Source organism: Brevibacterium sp. ZH18 (genome assembly GCF_022748595.1).
Lineage (GTDB): Bacteria > Actinomycetota > Actinomycetes > Actinomycetales > Brevibacteriaceae > Brevibacterium.
Genome location: NZ_JALDSX010000011.1, coordinates 40,063 through 65,320, shown reverse-complemented (window position 1 = coordinate 65,320; position 25,258 = coordinate 40,063). Strand labels below are relative to the sequence as shown.

General features: G+C 64.1%; 18 protein-coding genes. 12 read left to right on the top strand and 6 right to left on the bottom strand.

Annotated elements, in window-relative coordinates:
• Positions 1-3: 3 nt before the first annotated feature.
• A complete protein-coding gene (locus MPN20_RS06500) occupies positions 4-1,110 on the bottom strand; it encodes an ABC transporter permease (RefSeq protein ID WP_242780661.1) in 1,107 nt (368 codons plus the stop codon).
• Between MPN20_RS06500 and MPN20_RS06495 the strand changes: the two genes are divergently transcribed.
• Positions 1,092-2,051, top strand: coding sequence for an Lrp/AsnC family transcriptional regulator (locus MPN20_RS06495; RefSeq protein ID WP_242780659.1), 960 nt, complete (start codon positions 1,092-1,094; stop codon positions 2,049-2,051). The two genes, MPN20_RS06500 and MPN20_RS06495, sit on opposite strands and share 19 nt — an antisense overlap.
• Positions 2,052-2,275: 224 nt before the next feature.
• Positions 2,276-2,881: an isochorismatase family cysteine hydrolase gene (locus MPN20_RS06490; protein WP_242780657.1), complete on the top strand. Its 606-nt coding sequence runs from the start codon at positions 2,276-2,278 to the stop codon at positions 2,879-2,881.
• Between the two features lie 103 nt (positions 2,882-2,984).
• Here MPN20_RS06490 and MPN20_RS06485 read toward each other — a convergent pair whose 3' ends face one another.
• Entirely contained in the window at positions 2,985-4,238 is a 1,254-nt protein-coding gene (locus MPN20_RS06485; protein WP_242780655.1) for a glycosyltransferase family 1 protein, read from the bottom strand.
• 157 nt (positions 4,239-4,395) lie between these two features.
• Between MPN20_RS06485 and MPN20_RS06480 the strand changes: the two genes are divergently transcribed.
• The 3 genes from MPN20_RS06480 to MPN20_RS06470 all read left to right on the top strand — a co-directional run bounded on the left by MPN20_RS06480 (position 4,396) and on the right by MPN20_RS06470 (position 8,844).
• On the top strand, positions 4,396-5,004 hold the full coding sequence (locus MPN20_RS06480; RefSeq protein ID WP_242780653.1) for a LemA family protein: 609 nt from the start codon (positions 4,396-4,398) through the stop codon (positions 5,002-5,004).
• Positions 5,001-5,858 (top strand): tRNA pseudouridine(38-40) synthase TruA, encoded by an 858-nt coding sequence (gene truA, locus MPN20_RS06475; protein WP_242780651.1) that lies wholly within the window; start codon positions 5,001-5,003, stop codon positions 5,856-5,858. Before MPN20_RS06480 ends, truA begins: the two co-directional genes overlap by 4 nt.
• Before the next feature lie 376 nt (positions 5,859-6,234).
• Positions 6,235-8,844, top strand: a complete 2,610-nt coding sequence (locus tag MPN20_RS06470; protein ID WP_242780649.1) for a bifunctional UDP-sugar hydrolase/5'-nucleotidase — start codon at positions 6,235-6,237, stop codon at positions 8,842-8,844.
• Between the two features lie 89 nt (positions 8,845-8,933).
• Here the strand turns inward: MPN20_RS06470 and MPN20_RS06465 are convergent, their stop codons facing one another.
• Positions 8,934-11,108 carry a hypothetical protein gene (locus MPN20_RS06465; protein WP_242780647.1) on the bottom strand — a complete coding sequence of 725 codons (2,175 nt, stop codon included), beginning with the start codon at positions 11,106-11,108 and terminating at the stop codon, positions 8,934-8,936.
• Positions 11,105-13,678 carry a hypothetical protein gene (locus tag MPN20_RS06460; RefSeq protein ID WP_242780645.1) on the bottom strand — a complete coding sequence of 858 codons (2,574 nt, stop codon included), beginning with the start codon at positions 13,676-13,678 and terminating at the stop codon, positions 11,105-11,107. The genes MPN20_RS06465 and MPN20_RS06460 overlap by 4 nt, the downstream gene beginning before the upstream one ends.
• Before the next feature lie 265 nt (positions 13,679-13,943).
• Between MPN20_RS06460 and rplM the strand changes: the two genes are divergently transcribed.
• The 3 genes from rplM to glmM all read left to right on the top strand — a co-directional run bounded on the left by rplM (position 13,944) and on the right by glmM (position 16,567).
• Entirely contained in the window at positions 13,944-14,387 is a 444-nt protein-coding gene (gene rplM, locus MPN20_RS06455) for a 50S ribosomal protein L13 (RefSeq protein ID WP_242780643.1), read from the top strand.
• Between the two features lie 37 nt (positions 14,388-14,424).
• Positions 14,425-14,940, top strand: a complete 516-nt coding sequence (gene rpsI, locus MPN20_RS06450; RefSeq protein ID WP_242780641.1) for a 30S ribosomal protein S9 — start codon at positions 14,425-14,427, stop codon at positions 14,938-14,940.
• A gap of 274 nt (positions 14,941-15,214) precedes the next feature.
• Positions 15,215-16,567 (top strand): phosphoglucosamine mutase, encoded by a 1,353-nt coding sequence (gene glmM / locus MPN20_RS06445; protein ID WP_242780639.1) that lies wholly within the window; start codon positions 15,215-15,217, stop codon positions 16,565-16,567.
• A gap of 63 nt (positions 16,568-16,630) precedes the next feature.
• Here the strand turns inward: glmM and MPN20_RS06440 are convergent, their stop codons facing one another.
• Together MPN20_RS06440 and coaA are read right to left on the bottom strand one after the other, a co-directional pair.
• Complete coding sequence (locus tag MPN20_RS06440; RefSeq protein ID WP_242780637.1) at positions 16,631-18,493, bottom strand: ABC transporter ATP-binding protein; 1,863 nt, start codon at positions 18,491-18,493, stop codon at positions 16,631-16,633.
• A gap of 319 nt (positions 18,494-18,812) precedes the next feature.
• Positions 18,813-19,874 (bottom strand): type I pantothenate kinase, encoded by a 1,062-nt coding sequence (gene coaA / locus MPN20_RS06435; RefSeq protein ID WP_347566805.1) that lies wholly within the window; start codon positions 19,872-19,874, stop codon positions 18,813-18,815.
• A gap of 64 nt (positions 19,875-19,938) precedes the next feature.
• On the opposite strand from coaA, the gene glmS reads away from it, so the two are divergent.
• From glmS to MPN20_RS06415, 4 genes are all read left to right on the top strand, one after another.
• Positions 19,939-21,813 carry a glutamine--fructose-6-phosphate transaminase (isomerizing) gene (glmS, locus tag MPN20_RS06430; RefSeq protein WP_242780635.1) on the top strand — a complete coding sequence of 625 codons (1,875 nt, stop codon included), beginning with the start codon at positions 19,939-19,941 and terminating at the stop codon, positions 21,811-21,813.
• A gap of 10 nt (positions 21,814-21,823) precedes the next feature.
• Positions 21,824-22,264: a holo-ACP synthase gene (locus MPN20_RS06425; protein WP_242780633.1), complete on the top strand. Its 441-nt coding sequence runs from the start codon at positions 21,824-21,826 to the stop codon at positions 22,262-22,264.
• A gap of 88 nt (positions 22,265-22,352) precedes the next feature.
• Positions 22,353-23,660 (top strand): M20 family metallopeptidase, encoded by a 1,308-nt coding sequence (locus tag MPN20_RS06420; protein ID WP_242780632.1) that lies wholly within the window; start codon positions 22,353-22,355, stop codon positions 23,658-23,660.
• 13 nt (positions 23,661-23,673) lie between these two features.
• Complete coding sequence (locus MPN20_RS06415) at positions 23,674-25,239, top strand: NAD(P)H-hydrate dehydratase (protein ID WP_242780630.1); 1,566 nt, start codon at positions 23,674-23,676, stop codon at positions 25,237-25,239.
• Positions 25,240-25,258: the final 19 nt, after the last annotated feature.

The window sequence follows — 25,258 nt, the reverse complement described above, 5'->3', positions numbered from 1 at the left end:
ACCTCAGGAGAATCGAACGCGTGGGTCGAGGACACTGTAAAGAACGTCGACGAGAAAATTGATGAGGACATAGGAGACTGCAATGAGAAGGATGACCCCTTGTATGACGACGATGTCGCGTCGTTCGATCGAATTGACTATCAGCTGACCGATGCCTGGAACATTGAACACTGTCTCAACTACCGCAGCTCCAGCAACCAGGGTGCCCAGAGTTTGTCCGATCGTTGTCAGGATGGGCATGGCAGCGTTTTTCAGTGCGTGCTTGTAGATAATGCGGTTGCCCGACAGTCCCTTGGCTTTTGCGGTTTTCAAATAGGGCTTCGAGAGTGTCTCGAGCATGCTGGTGCGTGTCATTCGGGCGATGAGTGCCGCTTGCATACTCCCGAGTGCTATTGCCGGAAGAAGAAGATATCTCAACGTTTCGAATACACCGTCTTCGAGTGGCGAATAGCCCGCGACTGGTAGCCAACCTAAAAGCACGGCGAAGATAAGCATGAGGAACAGGCCGAGGAGAAAGCTCGGAACAGAGATTCCGAGGAGAGCGCCGACCATTACGGCCTGGTCGGTGCCCGTTCCCTGCTTTCGCGCGGCGATTATTCCCGCTGGCACGCCCACAAGAATCGCAAAGATTTCGGCAAAAATCGCCAAGTTGATTGTAGGCGCCAGCGCTGCTTGGATTACCGATATGACGGGAAGACCGATGAAAAACGATTGGCCTAGATCGCCCTGAAGCGCATTGCCAACCCACGTGAAGAACTGGATGTAGAGGGGCTGGTTCAGTCCCAGACTCTCGCGCAATGTCTCGACCTGTTGCGGTGTTGCCTCCGGTCCTAGCATCACAGCGGCGGCATCACCCGGCATCAGGTGGATGAGGAGAAAAGTGACAATCGCAACCACTATCAATACTGGTATCAGCGCCGCAGCCCTGCGTAGGAGGAAACCGCCCATGTGAACTTCCCGTCTTTGGCACATGTCACTTTTGTGGAGGATTCGTCCAGTATTCAGCCAGGAAATCTCGAGGTCAACGATGTCCAGCACAATGGTGATATCAGACACAACAGTGGCGAATAATGGCATAGAGGTGGTGGCCAATGACTGAAAATCATACAAATCAGAAGATTCTCGAGGCGTTACATATCGATGGCCGTGCCTCGTGGCAACGAATTGCGGAAGCGATCGATGAGAACGAGCGGACTGTAGCCCGACGCGGCAACGCCATGCTTAAGAGCGGAACGGTCCGCATCGTCGCATTCAATGTTCCAGCTCACGGTTTCGTTCTCTCCGTCAAGAGTGGGCTCGGTCAGACCAGAATGGCTTCTCTTGCATTAGGGAAACTTGAAACTTCTATGTGGGTTCATCTGACTACGGGAACGAGTGACATCGTTGGTGCAGTCGGTGTGTCGCCAGCTGGCCAAGAGGAATTTCTGCTCGACGAGATGCCCGCCATACCCGGAATTGCGCAGTGGCAGGCATATCCTGTCCTGAGCTATTTGCGGACTGCCAGGATATGGAGACCTGGCGTCCTCACATCGGGGCAGCGGCAGATGCTCATGGATACCTCTCCGCAGTCAGCAGCACTCAAGCTCGGTTATGAGATCGATCTTGCTGGAGAAGACGCGGCTATACGAAAGGTTCTGCAAGAGGACGGCCGTCAGAGTTACGACGAAATCGCGCGCCAAGTGGGCACCTCGGTTGCAACTGTCAGACGTAGGCTCGATCGGATGCGACGAGATGGACGACTTCAGATACGCGCAGTAGTCGCCCCTCTGCACCTGGGGCTGGATACGGAAATCATCATGTGGTTACGCGTTCGCGATTCAGATATCGCTGAGGCTTCCCATGCACTTGAAGCTGATGAAGCAATCAAATACGCGGTACGGGTAGCCGGGGATTGGACGTACGTTCTCAAATTCGATGTCATCGACCAACTGCACGTCGATGATTTTCTTGGCTCCCGTAGTTGGATTCCGTTCGTCCGGGACAGCAGTATTGCCGTTGTGGTTGCTACGACGAGGCGCAACAGCACCCGACGTGCTTTCGGCGAAGGGTGACCAGTGTGAGATTCATGGTGATACAACCTGTATATTCCCCGCTACCGCTCGGCAATTATGTCCCGAGATTTCGTGCCTTCGACTACTAACGGCATTCTGTTCACACGCTGAAGAGCTGCGCAGAATCAGCAGAGAGCTGCTCCTGTCGGGCGGGAGTATCGTCGGCAGAGAACCGTTGAACAGCACTGCGGCAGGCAGTGCCGCCGATTCGTGAAGGAGCCACAGTGACTGCATCCGCGACGCCCACCACCTCGTCCTCAGACGCTCGCACCACCCCCGAGCGGTCCGTCATGCTCGCGATGGACTTCCAGAACGGCATCGCCGGCAGCGACGCCTTCACTAAGACCGGGGTCCTCGAGCGCGCTCGGGATGCAGTCGCCGCTGCTCGGCAGAAGAACATTCCTGTCGTGTGGGTGCGAGTGGCGCTGCGGGAAGGAGCGCCGGAGCTGGCGAGTGAGTCATCCTTCGCGCAGATCGCGGCCCATGGGGACCTCGATCAGGCTCATGCCTCGACGAGCATCCACGACATGCTCAATCGCCACGAGTCCGAGCCGATCGTGACCAAACGCCGCATCAGCGCCTTCACCGGCAGCGACCTCGAAGTTCTCCTGCGCGGCTATGGGGCGAACACTCTCATCCTCGCAGGCGTGACCACCAGCGGCGTGGTCCTCTCGACCATCCGCCAGGCCGCGGACATGGACTTCCGGCTGACCGTGCTCTCCGACGCCTGCGCTGACCGCGACGAAGAAGTCCATCGCGTGCTGATGGAGAAGGTCTTCCCGAAGCAGGCGACAGTCCTCACCGTGGATGATTGGGCCGCGCAGGCCTGAGCCGCTCTCATCGAAAGCCGACCGCAGCGTCGAGAGCCGAGTGCCGGGTGTCTGCTCTCGACGCTGAGGTCTGCTCTCGACGAATGTCGCTGCTGCCGGCGGTCTATCGCGGAGTGTAGTCCTCGAGGTGGTATCGCGGGGCAGTCGCGAAGGTGCGGCCGAGGACCTGCGGTGCCGGGCTCTCGATTGCTCGTGAGTAGTGCCCGATGAGCTGTGAGCACACGCTCTTCCAGGTTCGGCTGAGCACCTGCTGGCGCCCGGCGATGCCGAAGGCTCGGCGCTTGGCCTCATCACCCAGGAGATCGACGGCGTGCGCACGCATCGCAGAGAGATCTTTCGGGGTGTAGAGCCATCCGGTGCGGGAAGAGTCGACGAGGTCGAGGGGACCGCCTCGGGCAGGAGCGATGACTGGAACCTCGGAAGCCATGGCCTCTTGGATGGTCTGGCAGAAGGTCTCGAGCTCACCCGGAGCGACCATGACGTCGAAGCTAGCGACGGCCTGCGCCAGGGCGTCGCCGCCGAGAAAGCCGGTGAAGTGCGCGTCGGGAAGCATCCGCTCGAGCTTGACCCGCCACGGGCCATCACCGACGATGACGAGCTTCGCATTAGGAATGTCGCTGAGCACGGCAAGATCCTCGACCTGCTTCTCAGCTGCGAGACGCCCGACGTATCCGATGATCTTCTTCCCGCCGGCACTCCGATCGCTAGCACTTTGACCCTCGGCACTCCGATCCCCGGCGCTCCAACCCCCGGCACTCCGGTCCCCGGTCACGGACCTCCGCCACGCCTCGGACCGGTGGCTCGGATCGAAGCGGGAGGAATCGACCCCGCGGGCCCACAGATCCACCTCGGCGACACCGAGTGTGCGAAGCTGCTCGATCGTGTACGACGACGGTGCCAAGGTCAGGGACGCATGCTGGTGGATGTTGCGCACATGCGACCACAGCATCGCCTCGATCCCGTGCATCCCATAGCGAGCGGCGTAGGCGGGAACCTCGGTCTGGTAGATGGCCACGGTCGGGAGGTCGAGGCTCTGGGCAGCGAGCACTCCGCGCCACCCGAGGACGAAGGGACTCGCCAGATGGACGACGTCGGGGGCGAACCTCTGCAGAAGTCGCCGGATGCGAGTCACCCCGCCAGGCGCGACCCGCACTCGCCGATACTTCGGCAGAGCGATCGAGGGAACACGGACGATACGGGCACCGGCGACCTCTTTCGGACCGTCGCGGCGGGTGCCCGGGGCGATGACGAGAACCTCATCGCCGCGGTCGGCCAGATGGTCGAGGACCCGCAGGAGTGAGTGGGTGACCCCATTCATATTGGGGAGGAAGGATTCTGCAATGATCGCTACTCTCACAGGACCCAGTCCACGCCTCCCGGGTGAAGCCGCGGCGACGTCGAGGCGACCAGTCGGGGACGTTTGGTCGAAATCGTGACGCAGCACCGCCGTCTCAGTGACGAGAGGCTGACCTGTTCGCGACGAGCCTGAACCCCGCGTAAACTCGAGGGGCGGAATGCCAGCAGAAAAAAAGGGGGAGTCGTCGATGGGTTGGTTCATCGTGACGGCATGTGCACTTGCCGTACTCGTCGTCCTCGCCCTGGTCCTGACGATCATCCGGTTCAATCAGCTGTCCATGGCGCGCTCGCTCTGCGACGAGGCCAAACGCCAGCTCGTCGTCGAACTCCGCGCTCGGCACGCTCTGGTGCCTGCGTACATCGGAACCCTCAAGCAGATCACCGCGACCGACTTCAGCACCGTTGAACTCGCGCTGGCCTCTGCCGAGCGGGCGCCGTTCGGTCGCCGTGGAGCCGCCGCAGAGTGCGCTCTGACCAACGCCATCGACGATGCGGCGCTGATCCCGGGCACGCTATCGGATAGAACGCTGGCCACCGATTCGACGCTGACGATGCGAGACGGCGCCCGCGAGGAACTCGACACCACAGTCCAGCTCCTGCACGGTCAGCTGGGTGTCTTGTCCGATCGCATCCTGGCGGGTTCGCGCATCTACAACACGAATGTCGAGCACTATCACCGGCAGCGTCGGAGGTCGCTCTCCCGCCTGTTCCAAAGGGTGTTCAAAGCACGCGAACCCTTCGCTGAGGCTGAAACGGTCGAATCATGACGCGCTTCCGCATCGACCTCGGATATCGGGGCACCGACTTCCACGGCTGGGCGAAGCAGCCGGGTCTGCGCACGGTCCAGAGCTCGCTGGAGGCGGGACTGACGCGGATCACCGGTGCCGAGGAGGTGCCCACCGTCGTCGCCGGTCGCACCGACGCCGGAGTCCACGCCAGACGCCAGGTCGTCCACATCGATCTGTCGACGGAAAGCGTCGAGAAGCTCATCGGCCGTGCGTCGCGATCCGCCGAGGCGGCGCTGCTGTCCCGGCTGCGCGGGGTGCTCACCGTCGATGACACCGACGACATCGTCATCCATGCCGTGAGCGAGGTGCCCGAAGACTTCGATGCCCGGTTCTCCGCTCTGTGGCGCTCCTACCAGTACCGTCTGGCCGACTATCGGTCGTTCATCGATCCGCTGCTCACCGCTGTCACCCCCCGGCACAAAGGCGAACTCGACGCCGAGGCGATGGCCGAAGCAGCACGTGAGGCTCGGGGGCTCCACGATTTCCTTCCCTTCTGCAAGCCCCGGGAAGGTGCGACGACCATCCGGACACTCTTCACCCTCGACGTCGCCCGCGACCAAGAGGCTGTGATCACGATCGACCTGCGCGCCGACGCGTTCTGCCACCACATGGTCCGTGCCCTTGTGGGCGGACTGATCAAGGTGGGTGCCGGGACCTGGCCCGTGACCCGGCCCGCAGAACTCCTCGCCGAGGCGGACGCCGGCATCGAGCCCGGTACGCCGATGTTCGTCACGCCTGCTCACGGTCTTGTCCTCACCGAGGTCGGCTATCCCGAGGCCGAGTTCTACGCCAGCCGAGCGGCCCAGACGATGGCCCGCAGGGATACCGAATAGCCGATTCCTGTCAGCCGACGACCGGACTGTGAGTAGTCGCTGGCACGGGCGCCGACAGACGCCGGTACGGGCGCCGACAGTCGGCGGCACCGGCGCCGACAGTCGGCGGCACCGGCTCCGACAGTCGGCGGCACCGGTCTGAAACGGCAACGGTCAGGTTCCTTGCCTCATCGCTTCACCAGGTTCCTTGTCGTGATGGGCGATGATATCTGCTGCCTTTTTGTGAGAACCCCTCTTCCCAGTTGTGAAAATCCTGTGTACATTCACGTGTAGGTAACTCACCGTTCGCTTAGGCACTGCAGGATGAATGTGATCGATTCTCATCCTGATGCACGGCTGCTGTGCAGTGGACGTCCCAATTGAAGGAACTGAATACATGTCGACCCTTGTGACCAAGATGCTCGCGACCGGAGCTGCAGTGTCAATGCTGACTCTGCCGGGCATCGCTCCCGTCGCCGCCGCACCGTCGTTGGGCGGTGATTCCGTCAAGGAAGCACCCTCCGAAGCAGGCACTCCCGCCCCATCGTCAACCGACTCAGGCTCAGCTGCCGGCAAAGACGCCGTGGGCGAATCCGAGCCGAAGAAGTCGGATTCCACAGAGGGCAAGGCCTCCGCGCATGCCGCGGTCGAGGGCACGAAGGTCCAGCTGCTCAACATCACCGACTTCCACGGGCGCCTCGATGAAGCGGGCACCCAGGTGGCCTCCGTCGTCGAAGAGGAGCGCGCGAACTACGCGAAGCAAGCCGGCACTGCTGGCACTGGATTCCTGTCTGCCGGTGACAACATCGGTGCGTCGACCTACGTCTCCTCCTCTCAGCAGGACACGCCGACTCTCGACGTGCTCAACGCGATCGGCGTCGAGGCTTCAGCGGTCGGCAACCACGAGTTCGACCAAGGCATCGACGACCTGACAGGTCGGGTCTCCGACGAGGCGGACTTCCCCTACCTCGCTGCCAACGTCTACGACAAAGGCACCACCAATGTGGTCGACGGACTCGACGACTACACCACGATCGACGTCGGCGGCGTGAAGATCGCCGTCATCGGCGTCGTCACCAAGGACACGAAGTCCCTGGTCTCTCCCACAGGAATCGCGGACCTCGAATTCGGTGATCCCACGGATGCCGTTAACCGCGTCGCCGGTGAGATCGAGGACCTGCCCGTCGACCAGCAGCCGGACATGACGGTCGTCGAGGCCCACCTCGGGGCCTCGAACACCGACAGTCTGGGTGAGGCTGAAGCCTCGAATGCGGAGTTCAAGAAGCTCGTCACACAGGCAGACGCCTCCGTCGATGTCCTCTTCACCGGCCACACGCACCTGCCGTACTCGTTTGAAGCCCCCGTGCCGGGCGAGTCCGATCGCACCCGTCCGGTGCTCGAAGCAGGCAGCTACGGTTCGGTCGTCGGACAGGTTCAGCTCGAGTCGGATGCCGACGGAAACTGGACGACGGAGAAGTCCGAGCTGTTGTCGACGAAGGACAAGCAGTTCGACTCACCGGTCGTCAACGAGGTCGCGAAGATCATCGCCGAGGCTGACGAGAAGGCTCGAGAAGTCGGTTCCGAGGTGGCAGGATCTATCACCGAGGACATCACCCGGGCTGAGAAAGACGGCAAAGAGGACCGCGGTGCGGAGTCCACTCTGGGCAACCTCGTTGCAGATGCGCTGAGGGACGGAGTCGACGATACCCAGCTTGAAAAGGCTGACTTCGGCATCACCAACCCTGGCGGTCTGCGCACCGACCTCAAATGCGACGATCAGTACAACGAAGAGGACAAATGCGAAGTCACTGTGGCTGAACTCAGCGGTGTCCTGCCCTTCGCCAATGACCACGGGGTCGTGACGATGAAGGGTGCCGATGTCATCGGACTGTTCGAAGAGCAGTGGCAGCCGGAAACGGCCTCGCGTCCGTTCCTGCACCTGGGAATCTCAGACGACCTCGACGTCGTCTATGACGAGGATGCCAAGAAGGGCGAACATGTGGAGTCAGTCAAGGTCCATGGCAAGGATATCGACCCGAAGAAGGAATACCGCGTCGCGACGCTGAGCTTCCTGGCCGCGGGTGGAGACGATTTCTCCTCCTTCGCCAAGGGAAAGTTCGAGCTCTCGGGCCTCACGGACTTCGAGACCTGGGAGAACTACTTCAAGAAGAACACCCCGGTCGCCCCGGATAAGTCCGAGCGCCAGGTCGATGCGGCTCTCGACGTCATCGACGGCAAGAAGCTCAAGGTCGACTTCAAAGCCCCGAGCGGAGGCATCAAGCCCGGCGAGACCAAGGACTTCGTGCTGAGCACCGATGCGAAGGAGAAGGTGGACGGTCCGGTGGACGTGTCCGTCGATGTGCCCGAAGGCTACACCGTGAACGTCGCGGGGTCCGGTCAGGCAGCCAGCTCGAAGGCAGCGAAGTCTGAGTCAGCCAAGTCTGAGTCAGCGAAGTCGGCCGATGCCGTCATTCCCGAGGTCGAGGCGAACGCGGTCGCGACGACCCTCCCCCCTGTTTCAATCCCGGCCGGAAAGTCCGAGACACGGATCACCATCACTGCTCCAAACAATGCTCACGACAAGGTGACCGTGACAACGAGTCTCCAGGCTGGCGACGCCGAATGGTGGGACAACAACCCACTTCCGGTCAGCCACAAATACGAGGCAACCGCCACAGTCAACGACGACGCGAATGCGTCTGGCGGTGACGACGGCGGTTCCGGCTCGAACGGCGGTTCGGACTCCAGTGGCAGTGCCGACGGTTCCGGCTCGAACGGGAGCGCCGACGGCGGAGATGCGAGCACTTCGGGGTCCACCTCGGCGGATGCTGACGGCAGCGGAGCCGACGCCGATGGAAGCGGATCGGATGCGAACGGTTCGAAAGATGGTGGGGACCTGCCCCGCACCGGCTTCGAGGCGCTCAACATCGTGGCAGCAGCTCTGGCGCTCATCGTCGCCGGCGGCGCTGCAGTGGCCGCAGTCCGCAGGAAGAAACTCGACGCCTGAGGCAGCTCACCGGCTGCAATGAACAGTAAGGAGGGCTGGGACGTGATTCGTCCCGGCCCTCCTCACTGCATCTCGTGGTGTCCGAGCCTTCAGTGCTCGGTGGAGTCCTTGGCTGCGGATCTCGACCGCTGCTCGGGAACGGCAACGGCGTCCTCGGCGAGAGGAAGCGTCCTCGGGAAGGTCTCGAGGTGGACCAGGACAGGGACGAGGAAGAGGATTCCGACAGCCGGGACGACGATGCCCGAATCGTTGATGATCGTGCCGACGCCCAACAGGATCGCCAAGCTGATCATTCCCGCCTTCAGAAGCGGGATGCGCTGGTAGGCATCCTGTATTCCGCTCAGGTTGAACCGCCTCGGCGAAAGGGCGAGCCAGAAGACTCCGATGATGATCAGCGGCAGCAGCAGAGTCATCCAGGACTGGGTGAGGATGTCGATGTTCATGCCGATCTTGCGCGCCAGGACCCCCAGCGCTTCGCCGCTGATGATCGAGTCGAAGAAGCGGCCGAAGTGAGTGCGCTGATCGGGCGGGCGCAGCCAGTCGAGGAAGAGGACAGCGAGCATGACGAAGCCGGCGATGCCGACCGTGAGCAGAAGCCGTTTGAGCGAGAACCGGATTCCGGCGGCCGCCAGCGCGAGGTAGGCGACGCCGATGATGAGCGTGGGCACGGACCCGAACTTCGTGCCCAGGCCCGGCGCGGCCAGAATCACGCACGAGACCAGGACGGGAACAATGACGATGAGGATGCGCATGAGCGGCTTCTTCGACAGTGAGGCGAAGCCCGCGACCGCCAGCAGCAGAGCACAGCAGTACAGTGCGAGCGCAGAGTTGCCGATCCCGTAGAAGCGTGAGGCGATGAGCAGCGGCTCACCCAGCAGCGTCGACATCTGCAGCTGCGAACCGGTGATGACGTCGTAGGCGAGGACCCCGACTGAGACGACGGAGACGAAGAGCACGGGCCCCAGCTTGTGTTTGCGCCACGGTCCCAGCAGCGCGATCGAACCGAGGATCAGCGACCACCCGACCACAGCGCCGAGCATCGCGATGTCCGGGTTCGTCGCCCTCTCCCACGGCACGGTGTTGACCAGATACGTCGACACCGGCATCGAGGCGAAGGCGATGCCGAGCCGGTAGGCACCGGAATGGACGAGGTCACGGTGGTTCTTGCGCAGGAACCAGGCCAGGACCAGCAGGCCGATCATCAGCGTGGCAACGACGGGGAAGAACCATGTCGACAGCTCGTTCTGCGTCGTCACCGCCACCTGACGGTCGAGGACGTCCTGATAGCGCGACTCCCAGCTGCCCGATGGATCGGAGGTCATCGGAGCTCCGGCGACATTGTCCATGGACTCGCCGCCGCTGAGCGCGACGAGCGTCGGCGCGATGTCGGGCACCTGGACCAGACCCGGCTGCCGCGTCGACGAGGAGGTCAGCAGTCCGGGGGAGTGGCCGGGCTGAAGCATCATCGTCGACTGCATCGAGGACCCCTCATCGGATCCGTCGGCGATTGAGGAGAAGATCACAGGTGAGCGGCCGGCCTTGAGGCGCTCGGAGGTGCCGTCTCCCAACCATCCTGTGGAAGCAAGGATCTCTCCGATTCGGCGATCGAGGTCCTTGAGAGAATACCCGTCGGCGGCGGTGTTGCCGAGGTCGACCAGGGTCAGTCTGCCGTCTTCGGAATCCTGTGCTGCCTTGTGGCCGAGGTCTTCGGACACCGGCGACCACTGGTCGACGTGGCCCTCCGGATCCGCCGCGGCAATGGCCGAACCGGGACCGATGGCCGAGATCTTGGGCACCGCTTCGGCCAGTCCGCCCAGTGCCGCGTCGTAGTTGTCGCCGCGCGCGACCTGGGAGTAGACGTCCCAGTCGGAGACCCAGCCGTCGAGAGGGGCCAGAGGCTCACGGCACTGCTCGCGCGGCTCGTCGGCGGCTCGGCGACCGGACCCTACACCCAGCCAGCCGTCGACCGGGCAGCTCGTGGAGCGCACGCTGCGGGGTGTGATGGTTCCGATCTGGCCGGACTTCATCATCTTCCACAGGTTCGGCGTGGTGCGCGGGTCGAGGTCCTCGAATTTGAATCCGGAGACTCCCACGAAGATCGGTGCTGCATCCGCCGAGGTGGTCGTGCGTGAGGTGCTCGTCGACGTGGCGGATTCCGTCTGCTCGCTCGCGAACGAGGACTGCGGCAGACCGAGGATGAGCAGCGCGATGGCGAAGGCGCCGAGCAGTACGCGCAGACCTCTGGGGACGGCGTTGGCAATCATGCCCGGCCCGTGCGCTTCGAAACGGCGGTGTCGCGCGAACCCGCGGCACCGCCTCGGCGGGTGGAGGACCTGATGCCTGCGGTTTCGTCAGCGTGCTCGGCGCTGAGGGCCAGCAGATAGGGCAGCAACACCATCGCACCCGTCGAGGGTACGGCGATGCCGGAGTCCGTGAGGACGAGCCCCACGGCCATGCCGGTCACAGCGGCGAGGAAGCCGAAGTGGATGTCCTGATCCTCGAACACCTGTGGCAGGCGTCCCCGCCATTTGTTCGTCAGTCGGCCGGTGCGGCTGGCAGGCCCGATGCGCGGGAAGTGGAGCAGGTAGCGCAGGAAGAACAGAATCGCGATGACCGCCAGCGGAGTGACGATCGCCAGCGCAGGATTGACCTGGATGATGTGGAGATTGGCGCCGAGCTTGCGCCCGATAACCTGCAGCGCCTCCCCGGTGACCAGCTGGTCGAAGAAGTTTCCGAAGTGCGAGCGCTCACCCGGAGCACGTAGCCAGTCGAGGAACGCGATGCCGATGAGCACGGCCAGGGAGGCCGCTCCGATGAGTATCAGCCGGAAGACCGAGAGGCGGATGTGACTGACCAGCGCCAGCAGCACCAACAGCCCCGCGAGAGTTGCGATCGTGCCGCCGAACTTCGCGCCCCAGGACGGATTGCCGGAGACGAACACAGCCGCGAGCCCGAGCACGACCGGCAGGACGATGACGAGGCGCCGGTGGCCGTGGGCGCGCAGCCAGGAGATCGCCAGCCCGAGGAAGATGAACAGCCCGACGATGAAGATTGCAGCACCCTGATTGCCGAGACCGTAGAAGCGGCCGCCGACGATCGGGTTGTACCCAAGCAGCGAATTGCCCTGCAGGCGAGATCCGGTGGCCAGGTCGACGGAGATGACGAGCACGCTCAGCAGTGCCAATGCGGCCACGCGTCCGCGCCAGGTCCGACCCCAGGGCGGCAGCAGCGAGACCGCGAAGACGAGGATGGATCCGACAGCGACGGACACGCTCAGACCCAAGCCCGGCTGGGACAGTCGGGCCCACGGGAACAGCCCTGCCAGGAACGCTCCCATCGGCAAGGACGCGATGAGGAGCGAGACCCAGGCCAAGGAGCGGTGGATGAACGGGGCGATCGTCGCACCGCCTCGGCGACCGAGGATCGAACGGCTGAGCACAATGCCGCAGACGATGAACAGGACGTAGAACGTGATGTCGAGGAGGAGGGAGAACGTCGACAGGTGCTGGTAGATCGTCGTCGCCTTCTGCGAGGCGGAGACGAGATCGTCGAGACGGTCCTGCGGGTCATCCGAGTCGGGTGTGGTTTCGAAGGCAATGCCGCTGGGGGAGTCGAGGCCCAGCTGGTTGAGCAGCCCCGGGGCCAGGTCCGTCAGCTGGAGCAGCCCGGGCGTGCGCGTGCTCGCCGAGGACACGGTGCCGGGCTCATAGCCGGGTCCCGAGGCGATGAACGCACGCAGCTGCGGCAGCCCGGAACTGTCGCCGAGGCCGGCCACGATGATCGTGGGATCGGCGCTTCCAGGTTCGGCCGACTTCTGGATCTCGTCGAGTTTGACGCCCAGGCGCTTGTCCGCCTCGGCGACTCGGGTCTCCCGGTTGAAGTTCACGGGCATCGTGTAGGAGTAGTTCGGGATCGGGTTGAACAGCCAGGAGCGGGTGCCGATCGCACCGAGGTCGATCAGGTCGAGGCGGCAGTTCGTGGCGATCGCGTCGTCCGTGTAGTTGCGGACGATGCCTTCAGAATCGGCGACAGCGTAGGCTGCGCCGGAACCTTCGGCTGCGACGCATGCGTCGAGGGAGGCATCGTTCGCCGAGGCATCTGCTGGCTCGGTCTCGCTCGCTGCGTTCTCGGCGACGAGGCGGGAGAGCATGCCGTAGTCGACGGTGTATCCGGTGCCGATGTTGGGCGCCTTCACGCTGTCGAAGTCGTCGATCTTCGCCGTCGTCGTGCCGGGAACGGATTTCGCGTCGAGATCTTCATCACTCCCGGACGCATCGCTGCCGGTCGACTTCGTCGTCCCGGGAGTGCTTTCGTCCGTGTCGCCATCGTCGCTGGTGTGGGTCGACGGGGCGGTCATCGTCGGGCAGCGGGCCGTGCGATCCTCGTCGTCCTCGATGGCCTCCTCTGACGGCCCGGCCATGGCGCGGGCGCCCGCACCCATCGACAGCCATCCGGATCCCGGGCAGGTGGCGGAGCCGATCGTGCGCACATTGAGGTTCGCCGAGGCGCCGCTGCGGAAGAGTTCGTAGAGGTTCGGAGTCCGATCCGGATCGATGTCGTTCAAGGTCAGACCGGGTATGCCCACGACAACCGACCTGCCGTCCGGCTGATCTGCGCCGGCGGTGGACGCGGCAGCCGACGACGCCGAAGCGGTCTCCGATGCAGTGTGCGGTGCCGTCTCTATGGACGGCTGGTCCGACGATGAGGGGGAAGGCGCGGCCGATGCGTGAGAGGCCGGCGGCCCGAGCACCAGTGCCAGGAGCCCGAGAGTGAGACCCAGCACCAGGATTCTGAATGCGGGAAGACGTGTGGGCAGGCTGGAATTGGGCGGCACAGGACAATAGTATCGGCTCAGCTTTCCACCCGCTCTGTCACTGGCCTGAGCGTTTGCTCCGCGGGAGCGGGAGCGTGTATATTTGATTGTCGTTGTGTGTGTCCGTCGTGCTCCCTTACATAGCCTCATGCGTTGCAGGCCCGTAGGTGAGGGGAAACCTCGGCGGACAGACCCGATTGAAAACAATCAGTGTCACTGACTCATCGACCTCACGACCGGATGAGTCCACAGCACTACACCAAGAGATACGAAAAGAAGGCTACTTTTGCGTACGTACACTCCCAAGCCCGGCGATATTGAGCGCCAGTGGCACGTCGTTGACGCCACTGACCAGGTGCTCGGTCGTCTTGCTGCCAAGGTTGCAACCCTGTTGCGCGGCAAGCACAAGACCACCTTTGCTCCTCATATCGATACCGGCGATTTCGTCATCATCATCAATGCCGACAAGGTCGCATTGACCGGTGCGAAGCTCGATCAGAAGCGCGCTTACCACCACTCGGGTTACCCGGGCGGCCTCAAGAGCGTCAACTACGCCGAGCTTCTTGCCACCAACCCCGAGCGTGCAGTCGAGAAGGCTGTCAGCGGAATGGTTCCGAAGACTCGTCTCGGACGTGCCCAGATGCAGAAGCTGAAGGTGTACAAGGGTGGAGAACACCCTCACGCCGCTCAGAATCCGCAGCCGTACGAACTCGGTCAGGTCGCGCAGTAAGCGCCCTGTTCGAGACCTAGACTTTTCGAGGAGAACCGTGGCTGAAGAAACCACCAATGAGACAGAGGCTGTCGAAGAACCGACAGCAACCGAATACACTTCTGAGACTCCCGCATCCGCAGGCTTGGGCGAACAGACCGCCGGCGGTCGTGGACAGTCCCTGACCGCTCCCGGCAGCGCAGTCGGTCGTCGCAAGCAGGCAATTGCTCGCGTCCGCCTGATCCCCGGATCCGGCGAGTGGACCATCAACGGACGCACTCTCGAAGAGTACTTCCCGAACAAGCTGCACCAGCAGCTCGTGAACGAGCCGTTCCGCCTTCTCGACCTCGAAGGACGTTTCGACGTCATCGTGCGCATCGGTGGCGGCGGACCTTCCGGCCAGGCCGGAGCAGTCCGTCTGGGCATTGCCCGTTCGCTCAACCAGATCGACGAAGAGTCGAACCGTGCCGAGCTGAAGAAGGCAGGCTACCTGCGCCGCGACGCACGCGTCCCCGAGCGCAAGAAGGCCGGTCTCAAGAAGGCTCGCAAGGCACCTCAGTTCTCGAAGCGCTGATTCTGCTCTCCGGACTGCGCCTGGCCTGCCGCTGAAGCGCAGTTACCAGCAGTCACGCTCGACGAACACCGCGATGCGGCCCCGAACCCGGTTCGGGGCCGCATTTCGCGCATTCACTCCCTTATTCGCACCACCACCTCTGTACGCAGACGGCGTACTCTCTCCCTGCGGTGAGACAGTCTTCGCGACGAATCTGCACCGGCGACGGTCAGTCACCACCGCCTCGGCGATGGCATGTACTAATATCGACGGGAACTTGAGGAAAGGATCTTCCATGACACGACTCTTCGGCACCGACGGGGTGCGCGGGCTTGCAAACCGCGACATCTCCGCCAAGCTGGCCCTTCAACTTTCGGTCGCGGGCTCGCGGACACTCTCCCGCGGCTGGAGCGGCGGCAAACGACCCTTCGCCGTCGTCGGCCGCGACACCCGTGTCTCCGGTGAGTTCCTCTCCGCTGCCATCAGCGCTGGCATCGCCTCGGCCGGAATCGATGTGCTCGACGCCGGCATGCTGCCGACGCCGGGCATCGCCAGCGTCGTCAAGGACACCGGTGCGGCCTTCGGCGTGGTCATCTCCGCCTCACACAATCCGATGCCCGACAACGGCATCAAATTCTTCGCCGCCGGAGGAACGAAACTCGACGACGCCGTCGAAGACGAGATCCTCGCGATCCTCGACCAGGACTGGGATCGCCCGACCGGCGCCGACGTCGGACGCATCTCCCGCTATCCGGCCGCTGCCGATGAGTACACGGAGAAGCTCGTGCGCTCCCTCGACGCCGAGGGCACCCGCCCCCTGTCCGGACTCAAGGTCGTCGTCGACTGCGCCCATGGTGCCGCATCCATCGTCGGTCCTGCTGCACTGCGCCAGGCTGGCGCCGAGGTCATCGTCTCCGCCGCCGAACCTGATGGCTTCAACATCAACGACGGTGTCGGCTCCACCCATCTCGAGCCCCTGCAGCGTCTCGTCGTCGAGACCCAGTCGGACCTGGGCGTGGCCTTCGACGGTGACGCCGACCGGTGCCTGGCCGTCGATTCGCTCGGCCGTGTCATCAACGGCGACCAGCTGATGGGTATCCTCGCCATCGGCCTCAAGGAGCTCGGCGAACTCACCGGCAACACTCTCGTGACGACCGTGATGTCGAACATCGGCCTCAAGCAGGCCATGGACAAGTACTCGATCGACACGGTCCAGACCGCTGTCGGCGACCGGTACGTGCTCGAACGCATGCTCGCCGACGGTTTCGTCCTCGGCGGTGAGCAGTCCGGTCACGTCCTCATGCTCGATCACGGCACCACCGGTGACGGAGTGCAGACAGCTCTGCACCTGATGAAGCGCATGGCCGACTCGAAGCGGACCCTTGCCGATCTGGCTGCCGAGATCCCGCAGCTGCCGCAGGCACTCGTCAACGTCAAGGGCGTCGACAAGAACGGAGTTGATCATCCTCAGGTGGCGGCCGAAGTCGGAGCCGTCGAAGCCGAACTCGCAGGCTCCGGCCGTGTCCTCCTGCGTGCCTCGGGAACTGAACCGTTGATCCGCGTCATGGTCGAAGCTGAGACCGAGGACGCGGCTCAGGCCCAGGCTGAGCGCCTGGCCGCCAGCGTCAAGGAGCACCTGGCGCTGTAAGTGTGTGGCGCGGGCCGTGCCGCTCCCGCCGCCCGTGCCGTTCTGGCTGCGCCGGCGGATGCCTCAGCTCGAGGCGAACTGTGTCTTGTAGAGCTCCGCGTAGCGACCGCTCTGCGCCAGCAGTTCGTCGTGCGATCCGGATTCGACGATGCGTCCGGCTTCGATGACGAGGATGGTGTCGGCCTGCCGAATGGTCGAGAGCCGGTGCGCGATGACCATCGCGGTGCGACCGCTCATGGCCTGGTTGAGTGCTGCCTGCACGGCCGCTTCGTTCGTCGAGTCCAGCGCGGAGGTTGCCTCGTCGAGGACCACGACCTCCGGAGAGGCCAACAGCATCCGTGCGATCGTCAAGCGCTGGCGCTCTCCGCCGGAAAGGCGGTAGCCGCGTTCACCGATGATCGTGTCCAAGCCGTCGGGCAGGTCCGCGATGACATGGTGGAGCTGCGCGCGGTCGAGAGCACTGTTGAGTTCGGCATCGGTGGCCTCCGGTTTGGCCAGGGTCAGGTTCGAGCGGATCGACTCGTGGAAGACGTGCCCGTCCTGCGTGACCACGCCGACGGTCTTCCGCAGGGTCTCGCTCGACAGTTCCCGCACGTCGACTCCGCCGATCGTGATTGAGCCCGAGGTGACGTCGTAGAGGCGGGGCAGCAGCGAGGAGATCGTCGACTTGCCCGCTCCGGAGGAGCCGACAAGGGCAACAGTGTGTCCGGCTGGAATCGTGAAGTCGAGTGAGTGCAGGACCTCTTCGCCGCCTCTGGCATCGAGGACCGAGACGTCCTCGAGGCTGGCGAGACTGACCTGCTCAGCACTCGGGTAGGCGAAGTCGACGTTCGAGAACGTCACGTCGAGACCGCCCTTGGGCAGTGACTTCGGGGACTCGGGCTCCTTGATCAGAGGCACGAGGTCGAGGATCTCGAAGACGCGCTGGAAGCTGACGACGGCGCTCATGATGTCCAGGCGCGCGTTCGCGAGCATCGTCAGGGGTGTGTAGAGGCGGGTCAGGAGCAGTGCCAGGGTGACGACCTGACCGGCATTGAGGTGGCCGAGGACTGCCTGGGCACCGCCGACACCGTAGACCAGAGCCAGGGCCAGAGCTGAGACCAGCGTCAGCGAAGACACGAACGTCGACTGGAGCATGGCGACTTTGACGCCGATGTCGCGGACCTGACCGGCACGATCGGCGAATTCGTCGTTTTCGATCCTGGGGTTGCCGAAGAGTTTGACGAGAGTCGCTCCGCCGGCGGAGAAGCGCTCGGTCATCCGGGTCGACATACTCGCTGAGTTGTCCGCCGCCTGGAACTGCAGTGAGGCGAGCTTCCCGCTGAGCATCTTCGTCGGGATGATGAACAGGGGCAGCAGCAGGATCGACATGACTGTGACCTGCCAGGAGATCGTGACCATCACACCGACGGTCAGCGCCAGCGACACGAAGTTCGACACGATGCCCGAAAGCGTGTTCGAGAATGCGCGCTGAGCGCCGATGACATCGGTATTCAGCCGCGAGACCAAGGCACCGGTGCGGGTGCGGTTGAAGAAGGCGATCGGCATCTTCTGCACGTGAGCGTAGACCGCCGTGCGCAGGTCGAAGATGAGACCCTCACCGATCCTCGACGACAGATACCGGTTGGAGATTGTGATCGCAGCATCGGCGATCGCCAGTCCGCCGATCGCCACGGCCAGCCATGCGACCGTCGCCACGGGACCGCCGCCGGTGATCGCGTTGACGACTTTGCCGGCCAGGACCGGGTTGAGGACGCCGATGACGGCGGATCCGACGGAGAGGATGAGGAAGACGACGAGGCGCTTCTTATGCGAGGTCGCGAATGAGGCGATCCGCCGGTACGTGCCCGGCTTGATCGAGGTCTGTTGGGTCTTCTTGCTCGACACGGAGTTGTACATCACCCTGTGCGCTGACTGCAGACTCATATCGGCCTCTTCTCCTTTTGGCACCCCGGTGGGGGCGTTCGATGCCCGGACTCAGGTCCCCGGCGGCACGTGTGTGCGGGACCGTGTCGTATTGCGCCGGGTCGAACGGTCGCAATCGGACAGAGCTGTTCTCAGATTCGAAGCCGTCGCAGATGCCGAGGCATCGAACCATGCACTCAGTGCAACTATGGCGGGGTCGAATCTATTTCCCCGAGGTGGTCGCGCGGGGGCTCTGGTGAGAGACGTCACGTGCAGGCCGCAGCAGACTGGCTCAGAGTTTGCGCAGCGGACTGACTCAGAGCTTGCACAACTGCCTAACTCAGAGCTTGCGCAGCTGGACCTTGCGGATCGTGTGATCGCCTGACTTGTGCAGCACGAGATCCGCGCGGCCCCGGCTGGGCTGAACGTTCTCACGCAGGTTCGGGAAGTTGATCGAGTCCCAGATCTCCGTCGCCAGCGTCACTGCCTCTTCGTCGTCGAGCTTCGAATAGCGGTGGAAGTACGAGTCCGTGTCCTGGAATGCACCGTGCTTGAGTTTGAGGAAGCGCGAGATGTACCACTCGCGGATGTTCTTCGAACGGGCGTCGACGTAGACGGAGAAGTCGAAGTAGTCGCTGATCGACAGTCCCAACGTTCCGTCGCTGCGCGGCCGGGCGGGTTGGAGGACGTTGAGGCCCTCGACGATGAGGACATCGGGGGAGCGGACGACCACCTCGGCGCCGGGGACGATGTCATAGGTGTGGTGCGAGTACACGGGTGCGCGGACCTCGGGGGAGCCCGACTTCACCGCCGAGATGAACCGCAGCAGCTTGCGCCGGTCGTAGGACTCGGGGAAGCCCTTGCGACCGTTGAGTCGTCTCCGATCGAGTTCGGCGTTCGAGTAGAGGAAGCCGTCGGTCGTGATGAGTTCGACGCGCGGGGTGTCGGGCCAGCGGGCCAGCAGCTCGCGCAGGACGCGAGCGGTCGTGGACTTACCCACGGCTACGGATCCGGCCACGCCGATGACGAACGGCGTGCGCTTGGCCTCCTGCGGCTCCATGCCCTGCTCGTGCAGCGGAGAGAAGAACTCGCGCGTCATGTCGTGCTTGGCCCGGCGGGCGGAGACGTAGAGGTTGAGCAGGCGCGACAGTGGCAGATAGACCTGCGCCACCTCGTCGAGGTTGATGCGATCGCCGAGACCGCGCAGACGCTCGATATCGCGCTGCTTCAGCGGCAGGGGAGTGGCCTGGGCCAGGGTTCCCCACACCTCGCGGTCGAACTCCCAGAACGGGGAAGTCGGTTCAGCATCGGGTTTGCGACCGATGTTGAGGCCCGCGAGGCGCCGCGCGCGGTCAAGGATGGGATCGACGTGGGTCATGGCCCCAATTGTGTCATGCGTCATGTCCGCACCGCCGCCGAGGTGGTCGATGCGAACATATTTGACTCCATTGCGTAAAATTCGACTCATGTGTGGAATCGTTGGCTATGTATCCAAAGCATCCGTTGATAATGCTGATCACTCGGCGCTCGATGTCGTGCTCAGTGGGCTCAAGCGGCTCGAATACCGAGGGTATGACTCCGCGGGTGTTGCTCTCGTCACTGCTGGCGGCGAGCTGGAGACCGCGAAGAAGGCCGGCAAGCTCTCGGCCCTGACCGATGAACTCGCCGAGCACCCGCTGCCGGCAGCGCAGACGGGCATCGGACACACCCGGTGGGCCACCCACGGCGGTCCGACCGACGCCAACGCCCACCCCCATCTGGCCGATGGCGGCAAACTCGCCGTCATCCACAACGGCATCATCGAGAACTTCGCGCACCTCAAGGCCGACCTCGTTGCCGAGGGCGTCGAGTTCCTCTCACAGACGGACACCGAAGTCGCCGCCGCTCAGCTGGCGAAGAACTTCCAGACCACCGGTGACCTCACCGAAGCCATGCGCGTGACCGCCACTCAGCTCGAAGGCGCGTTCACCCTCCTGGCCGTCCACGCGGACGCCCCCGGTACGGTCGTGGCAGCTCGTCGCAATTCGCCTCTGGTCATCGGCCTGGGCGAAGGCGAGAACTTCCTCGGCTCCGACGTCGCCGCGTTCATCGACTACACCCGCACAGCCGTCGAGATCGGTCAGGACGAGGTTGTGACCATCACCCCCGACGCCGTCGTCATCACCGACATCGAGGGCAACGAGGTGCAGGGCACACAATACGAAGTCAACTGGGACACCGCTGCCGCTGAGAAGGGCGGCTTCGCCTCCTTCATGGACAAGGAGATCCACGACCAGCCGCAGGCCGTCGCCGACACCCTCCTGGGCCGCATGGACACCGACGGCAAGCTCGCGCTCGACGAGATGCACATCGACGAGACCGTGCTCAAGACCATCGACAAGATCGTCGTCATCGCATGTGGCACGGCAGCCTACGCCGGTCAGGTCGCAAGGTACGCGATCGAGCACTGGTGCCGCGTGCCCGTCGAGGTTGAACTCGCCCACGAGTTCCGCTATCGTGACCCGGTCGTCAACGAGAAGACCCTCGTCGTCGCGATCTCCCAGTCCGGCGAGACGATGGACACGATCATGGCTGTCCGTCACGCCCGCCAGCAGGGCGCGAAGGTCATCGCGATCTGCAATACCTACGGCTCGACGATTCCGCGCGAATCAGACGCCGCTCTCTACACGCACGCAGGCCCGGAGATCGCAGTCGCCTCGACGAAGGCGTTCCTCTCCCAGGTCGTGGCCTGCTACCTGCTGGGTCTCTACCTGGCACAGCTGCGCGGCAACAAGTTCCGCGACGAGATCGCAGCGATCCTCACCGAGCTGCAGGCCATTCCGGCCAAGGTCCAGCGCGTCCTCGACGAGGACAAGGAGCAGGTGCTGGCCCTGGCCCGTCGCAACCAGGATGTCGACTCGGTGCTGTTCCTGGGCCGCCACGTCGGCTTCCCTGTGGCCATGGAGGGCGCACTCAAGCTCAAGGAGCTCGCTTACATCCATGCTGAGGGCTTCGCAGCCGGTGAACTCAAGCACGGACCGATCGCGCTGATCGACGACGGCCAGCTCGTCATCATCGTCGTGCCCAGCAAGCGCGGCCGCGATTCGCTGCACGCCAAGGTCATCTCGAACATCCAGGAGGTTCGGGCCCGCGGCGCGAACACCGTGGTCATCGCCGAGGAAGGTGACGAAGAGGTCCGCGAGTTCGCCTCGGAGGTCATCTACGTCCCCGAGACCACGACCCTCATGGCTCCGCTGCTGACCACGGTTCCGCTGCAGATCTTCGCGATGGAACTGGCCACGGCCAAGGGCCTCGACGTCGATCAGCCACGCAACCTGGCAAAGTCCGTCACCGTCGAATAAGGGGAACGACATGGCGATTCTGGGAATCGGCACCGACATCGCCGATGTGCCGCGCTTTGCCGAGCACATCGAGCGTGTCCCCGAACTCCTCGATCGCCTGCTCACCCCAGCCGAACAGCTCAAACGCAACGGCAAACGACGCACGGATGCCTCCTTGGCGGCGAGATTCTCCGCCAAGGAGGCCCTGAAGAAGGCGATCGGCTTCCCCGGATGGCTGCCCTGGCAATCCGCCGAGGTGGTCCCCGCGAGGTCCGGTGCGCCCTCATTCCGCCTGCGGGGTCTGGTCCTCGAACATTTCCACCGCATCGGGGCAACGAACATCCACCTCTCGATCACTCACGACGCGAACCTCACCATGACCTTCGTCATCGTCGAAGGCGAGGGGCCCTCGCTCAGCCCCGGCGTGGATTGGGATGCGGAGCATTTCGGGCACGCACTTGGGCCCAGGTAGGGTTCTGGTTCCGACTTCAGGCGCGCGATGAGGTTCCGCTGTGCGGACCTCGGCCTCACCTCGGCGAGGTCGGCAATAGACTCGGACCATGAGCTCCGATACCGACACCGTCACCACCGATACCACCGATACCACCGATACCACCGTCACTGACGCCGCTGCGACATCCGACGTCCACCTGCCCAGCACCGAGGATGCCGCGGATATTGCGCCCGGCCTCGTCACTCTGCGTCGTGCCCTGCATGAGAACGTGGAAACCGGGCTTGATCTGCCGGCCACGCAGAAGCTGGTCCTCGAGGCCATCGAAGGCCTTGATATCGAGGTCACGAAGGGCAACGGACTCTCCTCTCTCGTCGTCGTCCTCCGCGGCGGCCAGCGGAAGAACGACTCGACCGGTGTTGTGCCCGCAGTGCTGCTGCGCGGAGACATGGACGGCCTGCCGGTGTCGGAAGCGACAGGATTCGACTTCGCAGCCACGACCGGCCGGATGCACGCGTGCGGTCACGACCTGCACACGACCGGCCTCGTCGGTGCGCTCAAACTCCTCCACCGTGACCGGGACTCCCTGCCCGGCGACGTGGTCTTCATGTTCCAGCCCGGCGAAGAAGGCTATGACGGAGCCGGGAAGATGATCGAGGAAGGTGTCCTCGACGCCGCCGGTCCTCGGGTCAAGGCTGCCTATGGCATCCACGTCTCCGCTGACCAGGACCTCGGTGTTGCCTACTGCCGGCGGGGCTCGTACATGGCAGCGTTTTCGAAGATGTCCATCACGGTCCGCGGCAAGGGCACGCACGCTTCCCGCCCGGCGACGGGCCGCGACCCCATCCAGGTCGGGGCCATGCTCGTCGGGCAGCTCCAGGAATACGTGACCAGGCGATTCGACATCTTCGACCCTCTCGTCATCACCGTCGGCCAGTTCAACGGGGGCACTGCCCCCAACGTCATCCCCGACTTCGCGGAACTCGTCGTCAGCGTGCGCACGTTCTCCGATGAGGTCACCGCCCGCGCCGAGGCTGAGCTGCCTCAGCTGGTCACCGAACTCGTCGCCGCCCACGGCCTCGAAGCCGACGTCGACTACGAACGAGTTCTGCCGCCGACGATCAACAACGATGAGGAAGCCGACTTCTTCCTCGACACGTTCGCCGACCTCTTCGGTGCCGATCGTGCCGTGGTCCGACCGAACCCGATCCCCGGGTCCGAGGACTTCTCCCGCGTGCTCGAACAGGTGCCGGGGGCCTACGGACACTTCGGAGTGGCCCTGCCGAACCTGCCCGTCGAGGAACGCGAAGCCAACCATTCGCCGCGGGCCCGTCACAGTGATGAGGGACTGGCCGACCACGCGCTGTTCCTGGCCCATCTGGCTGGGCGGAAGCTCGCTCAGCTCTCGCACGAGTGAGAAGGAGAAGTCGATGGTGGTATTCGCCTATCCCAGCACGGTCATCCGTGAGGCCGAAGGTCCGCTGATCGATGCCGGCGTCCCACTCATGGCCCGCGCCGCGCAGGCACTGGCACGGTTCTGCGCCGACGAGATCCGAACGGCTCGGGGCCAAGTCGCGGGCGCTCGCGCGTGCGTGCTGGCGGGGCCGGGCAACAATGCCGGCGACGCACTCTTCGCCGCTGCCGCGCTGAGCCGCAGGGGTGCCAAGATCACCGTCGTCACCCTGTTCGAGGGCACTCACATCGACGGGCTGGCCGCTGCGCAGCGTGCCGGAGCCGACGTCATCGCGTATCCCGCAGCCAGGTCTGCGGGTGACACCCGCGGGGACATCCTGCGGGAACTCACCCGGGCCGACCTCGTCCTCGACGGAATCCTCGGCACCGGTGGCAGGCGCGGACTCCCGCCCCATATCGCCTCACTCATCAAGGACTGGACCCCCAGGGACGACAGCATCCTCGTCGCCGTCGATGTCCCATCTGACCTGTCTCCGGCCGAGACCGGTGCCGACGATCGGCTCCACGCCGATCACACGGTGACCTTCGGCGGGCTGAAGGCCGAACTCATCGACCCGCGGGTGAGCAGGTTCACCGGCGAGGTCCACGTCGTCGACATCGGTCTCCACCCGGCACAGTCGGCGGCGGCGGGCGAGGTGCTCGACTCCGAAGATCTCATCGCGGAATTCCCCCGCCCCGACGCCCAGGGGTATAAGTACTCCCGCGGAGTCGTCGGCGTCCTCGCCGGGTCCGAGGAGTACCCGGGTGCAGGAGTCCTGACGACCACCTCGGCGGTCAACTGCGGCATCGGAATGGTCAGGTACCTGGGTTCGCCCTTGGTTGCGGAGTTCGTGCTCGGACTTCACGCCGAGGTGGTCACGGCATCGGGACGCATGAATGCCCTGGTCATGGGCCCAGGCGACCCCGAGGACGAATTCCTCCGGGACGCCGTCGACGCGCTGACCGATACGAGCATTCCCGTCGTCCTCGATGCGGGAGCCCTCGAGATGGTCGGCCGCGCCGACTCCGTGAGAGGGACCTGGCTGGCGAAGAGGCCTGTGGTCCTGACCCCGCACGCGGGGGAGCTGGCCCGCCTGCTCAGCCGCATCCTCGGCGAGATCATCACCTCGTCGAGGATCACCGCGGACCCGATCGGGTGGGCCAAGCGGGCGGCGAAGCTCAGCGGCTGCATTGTGCTGCTCAAAGGCCACCAGACGGTCATCGCCTGCCCCGACGGTTTCTGCGTCCTGCCCGAAGCGGGACCCGCGAGCCTGGCCACGGCCGGTTCCGGTGACGTCCTGGCAGGCATCATCGGCGCCATGCTCGCCGTCTTCCACGCCACCCGGCAACAGGCATCGGCGGAGAGTCAGCAGACCTCGCCTGAGGCTCCGCTGCCGGATCGGGACTGGGCGCACATCGTCGGCCTCGCCGTGCTCATCCATAATGCGGCCGGATACCGCGCGGTGAATGCGGGCACACTCGTCGACGCCGTCGTCGAGGTTGCGGGCGACCTCATCCACAGTCGCTCGCTGGGTGGAGGATGACCGCAGGCGAACGCCTGGG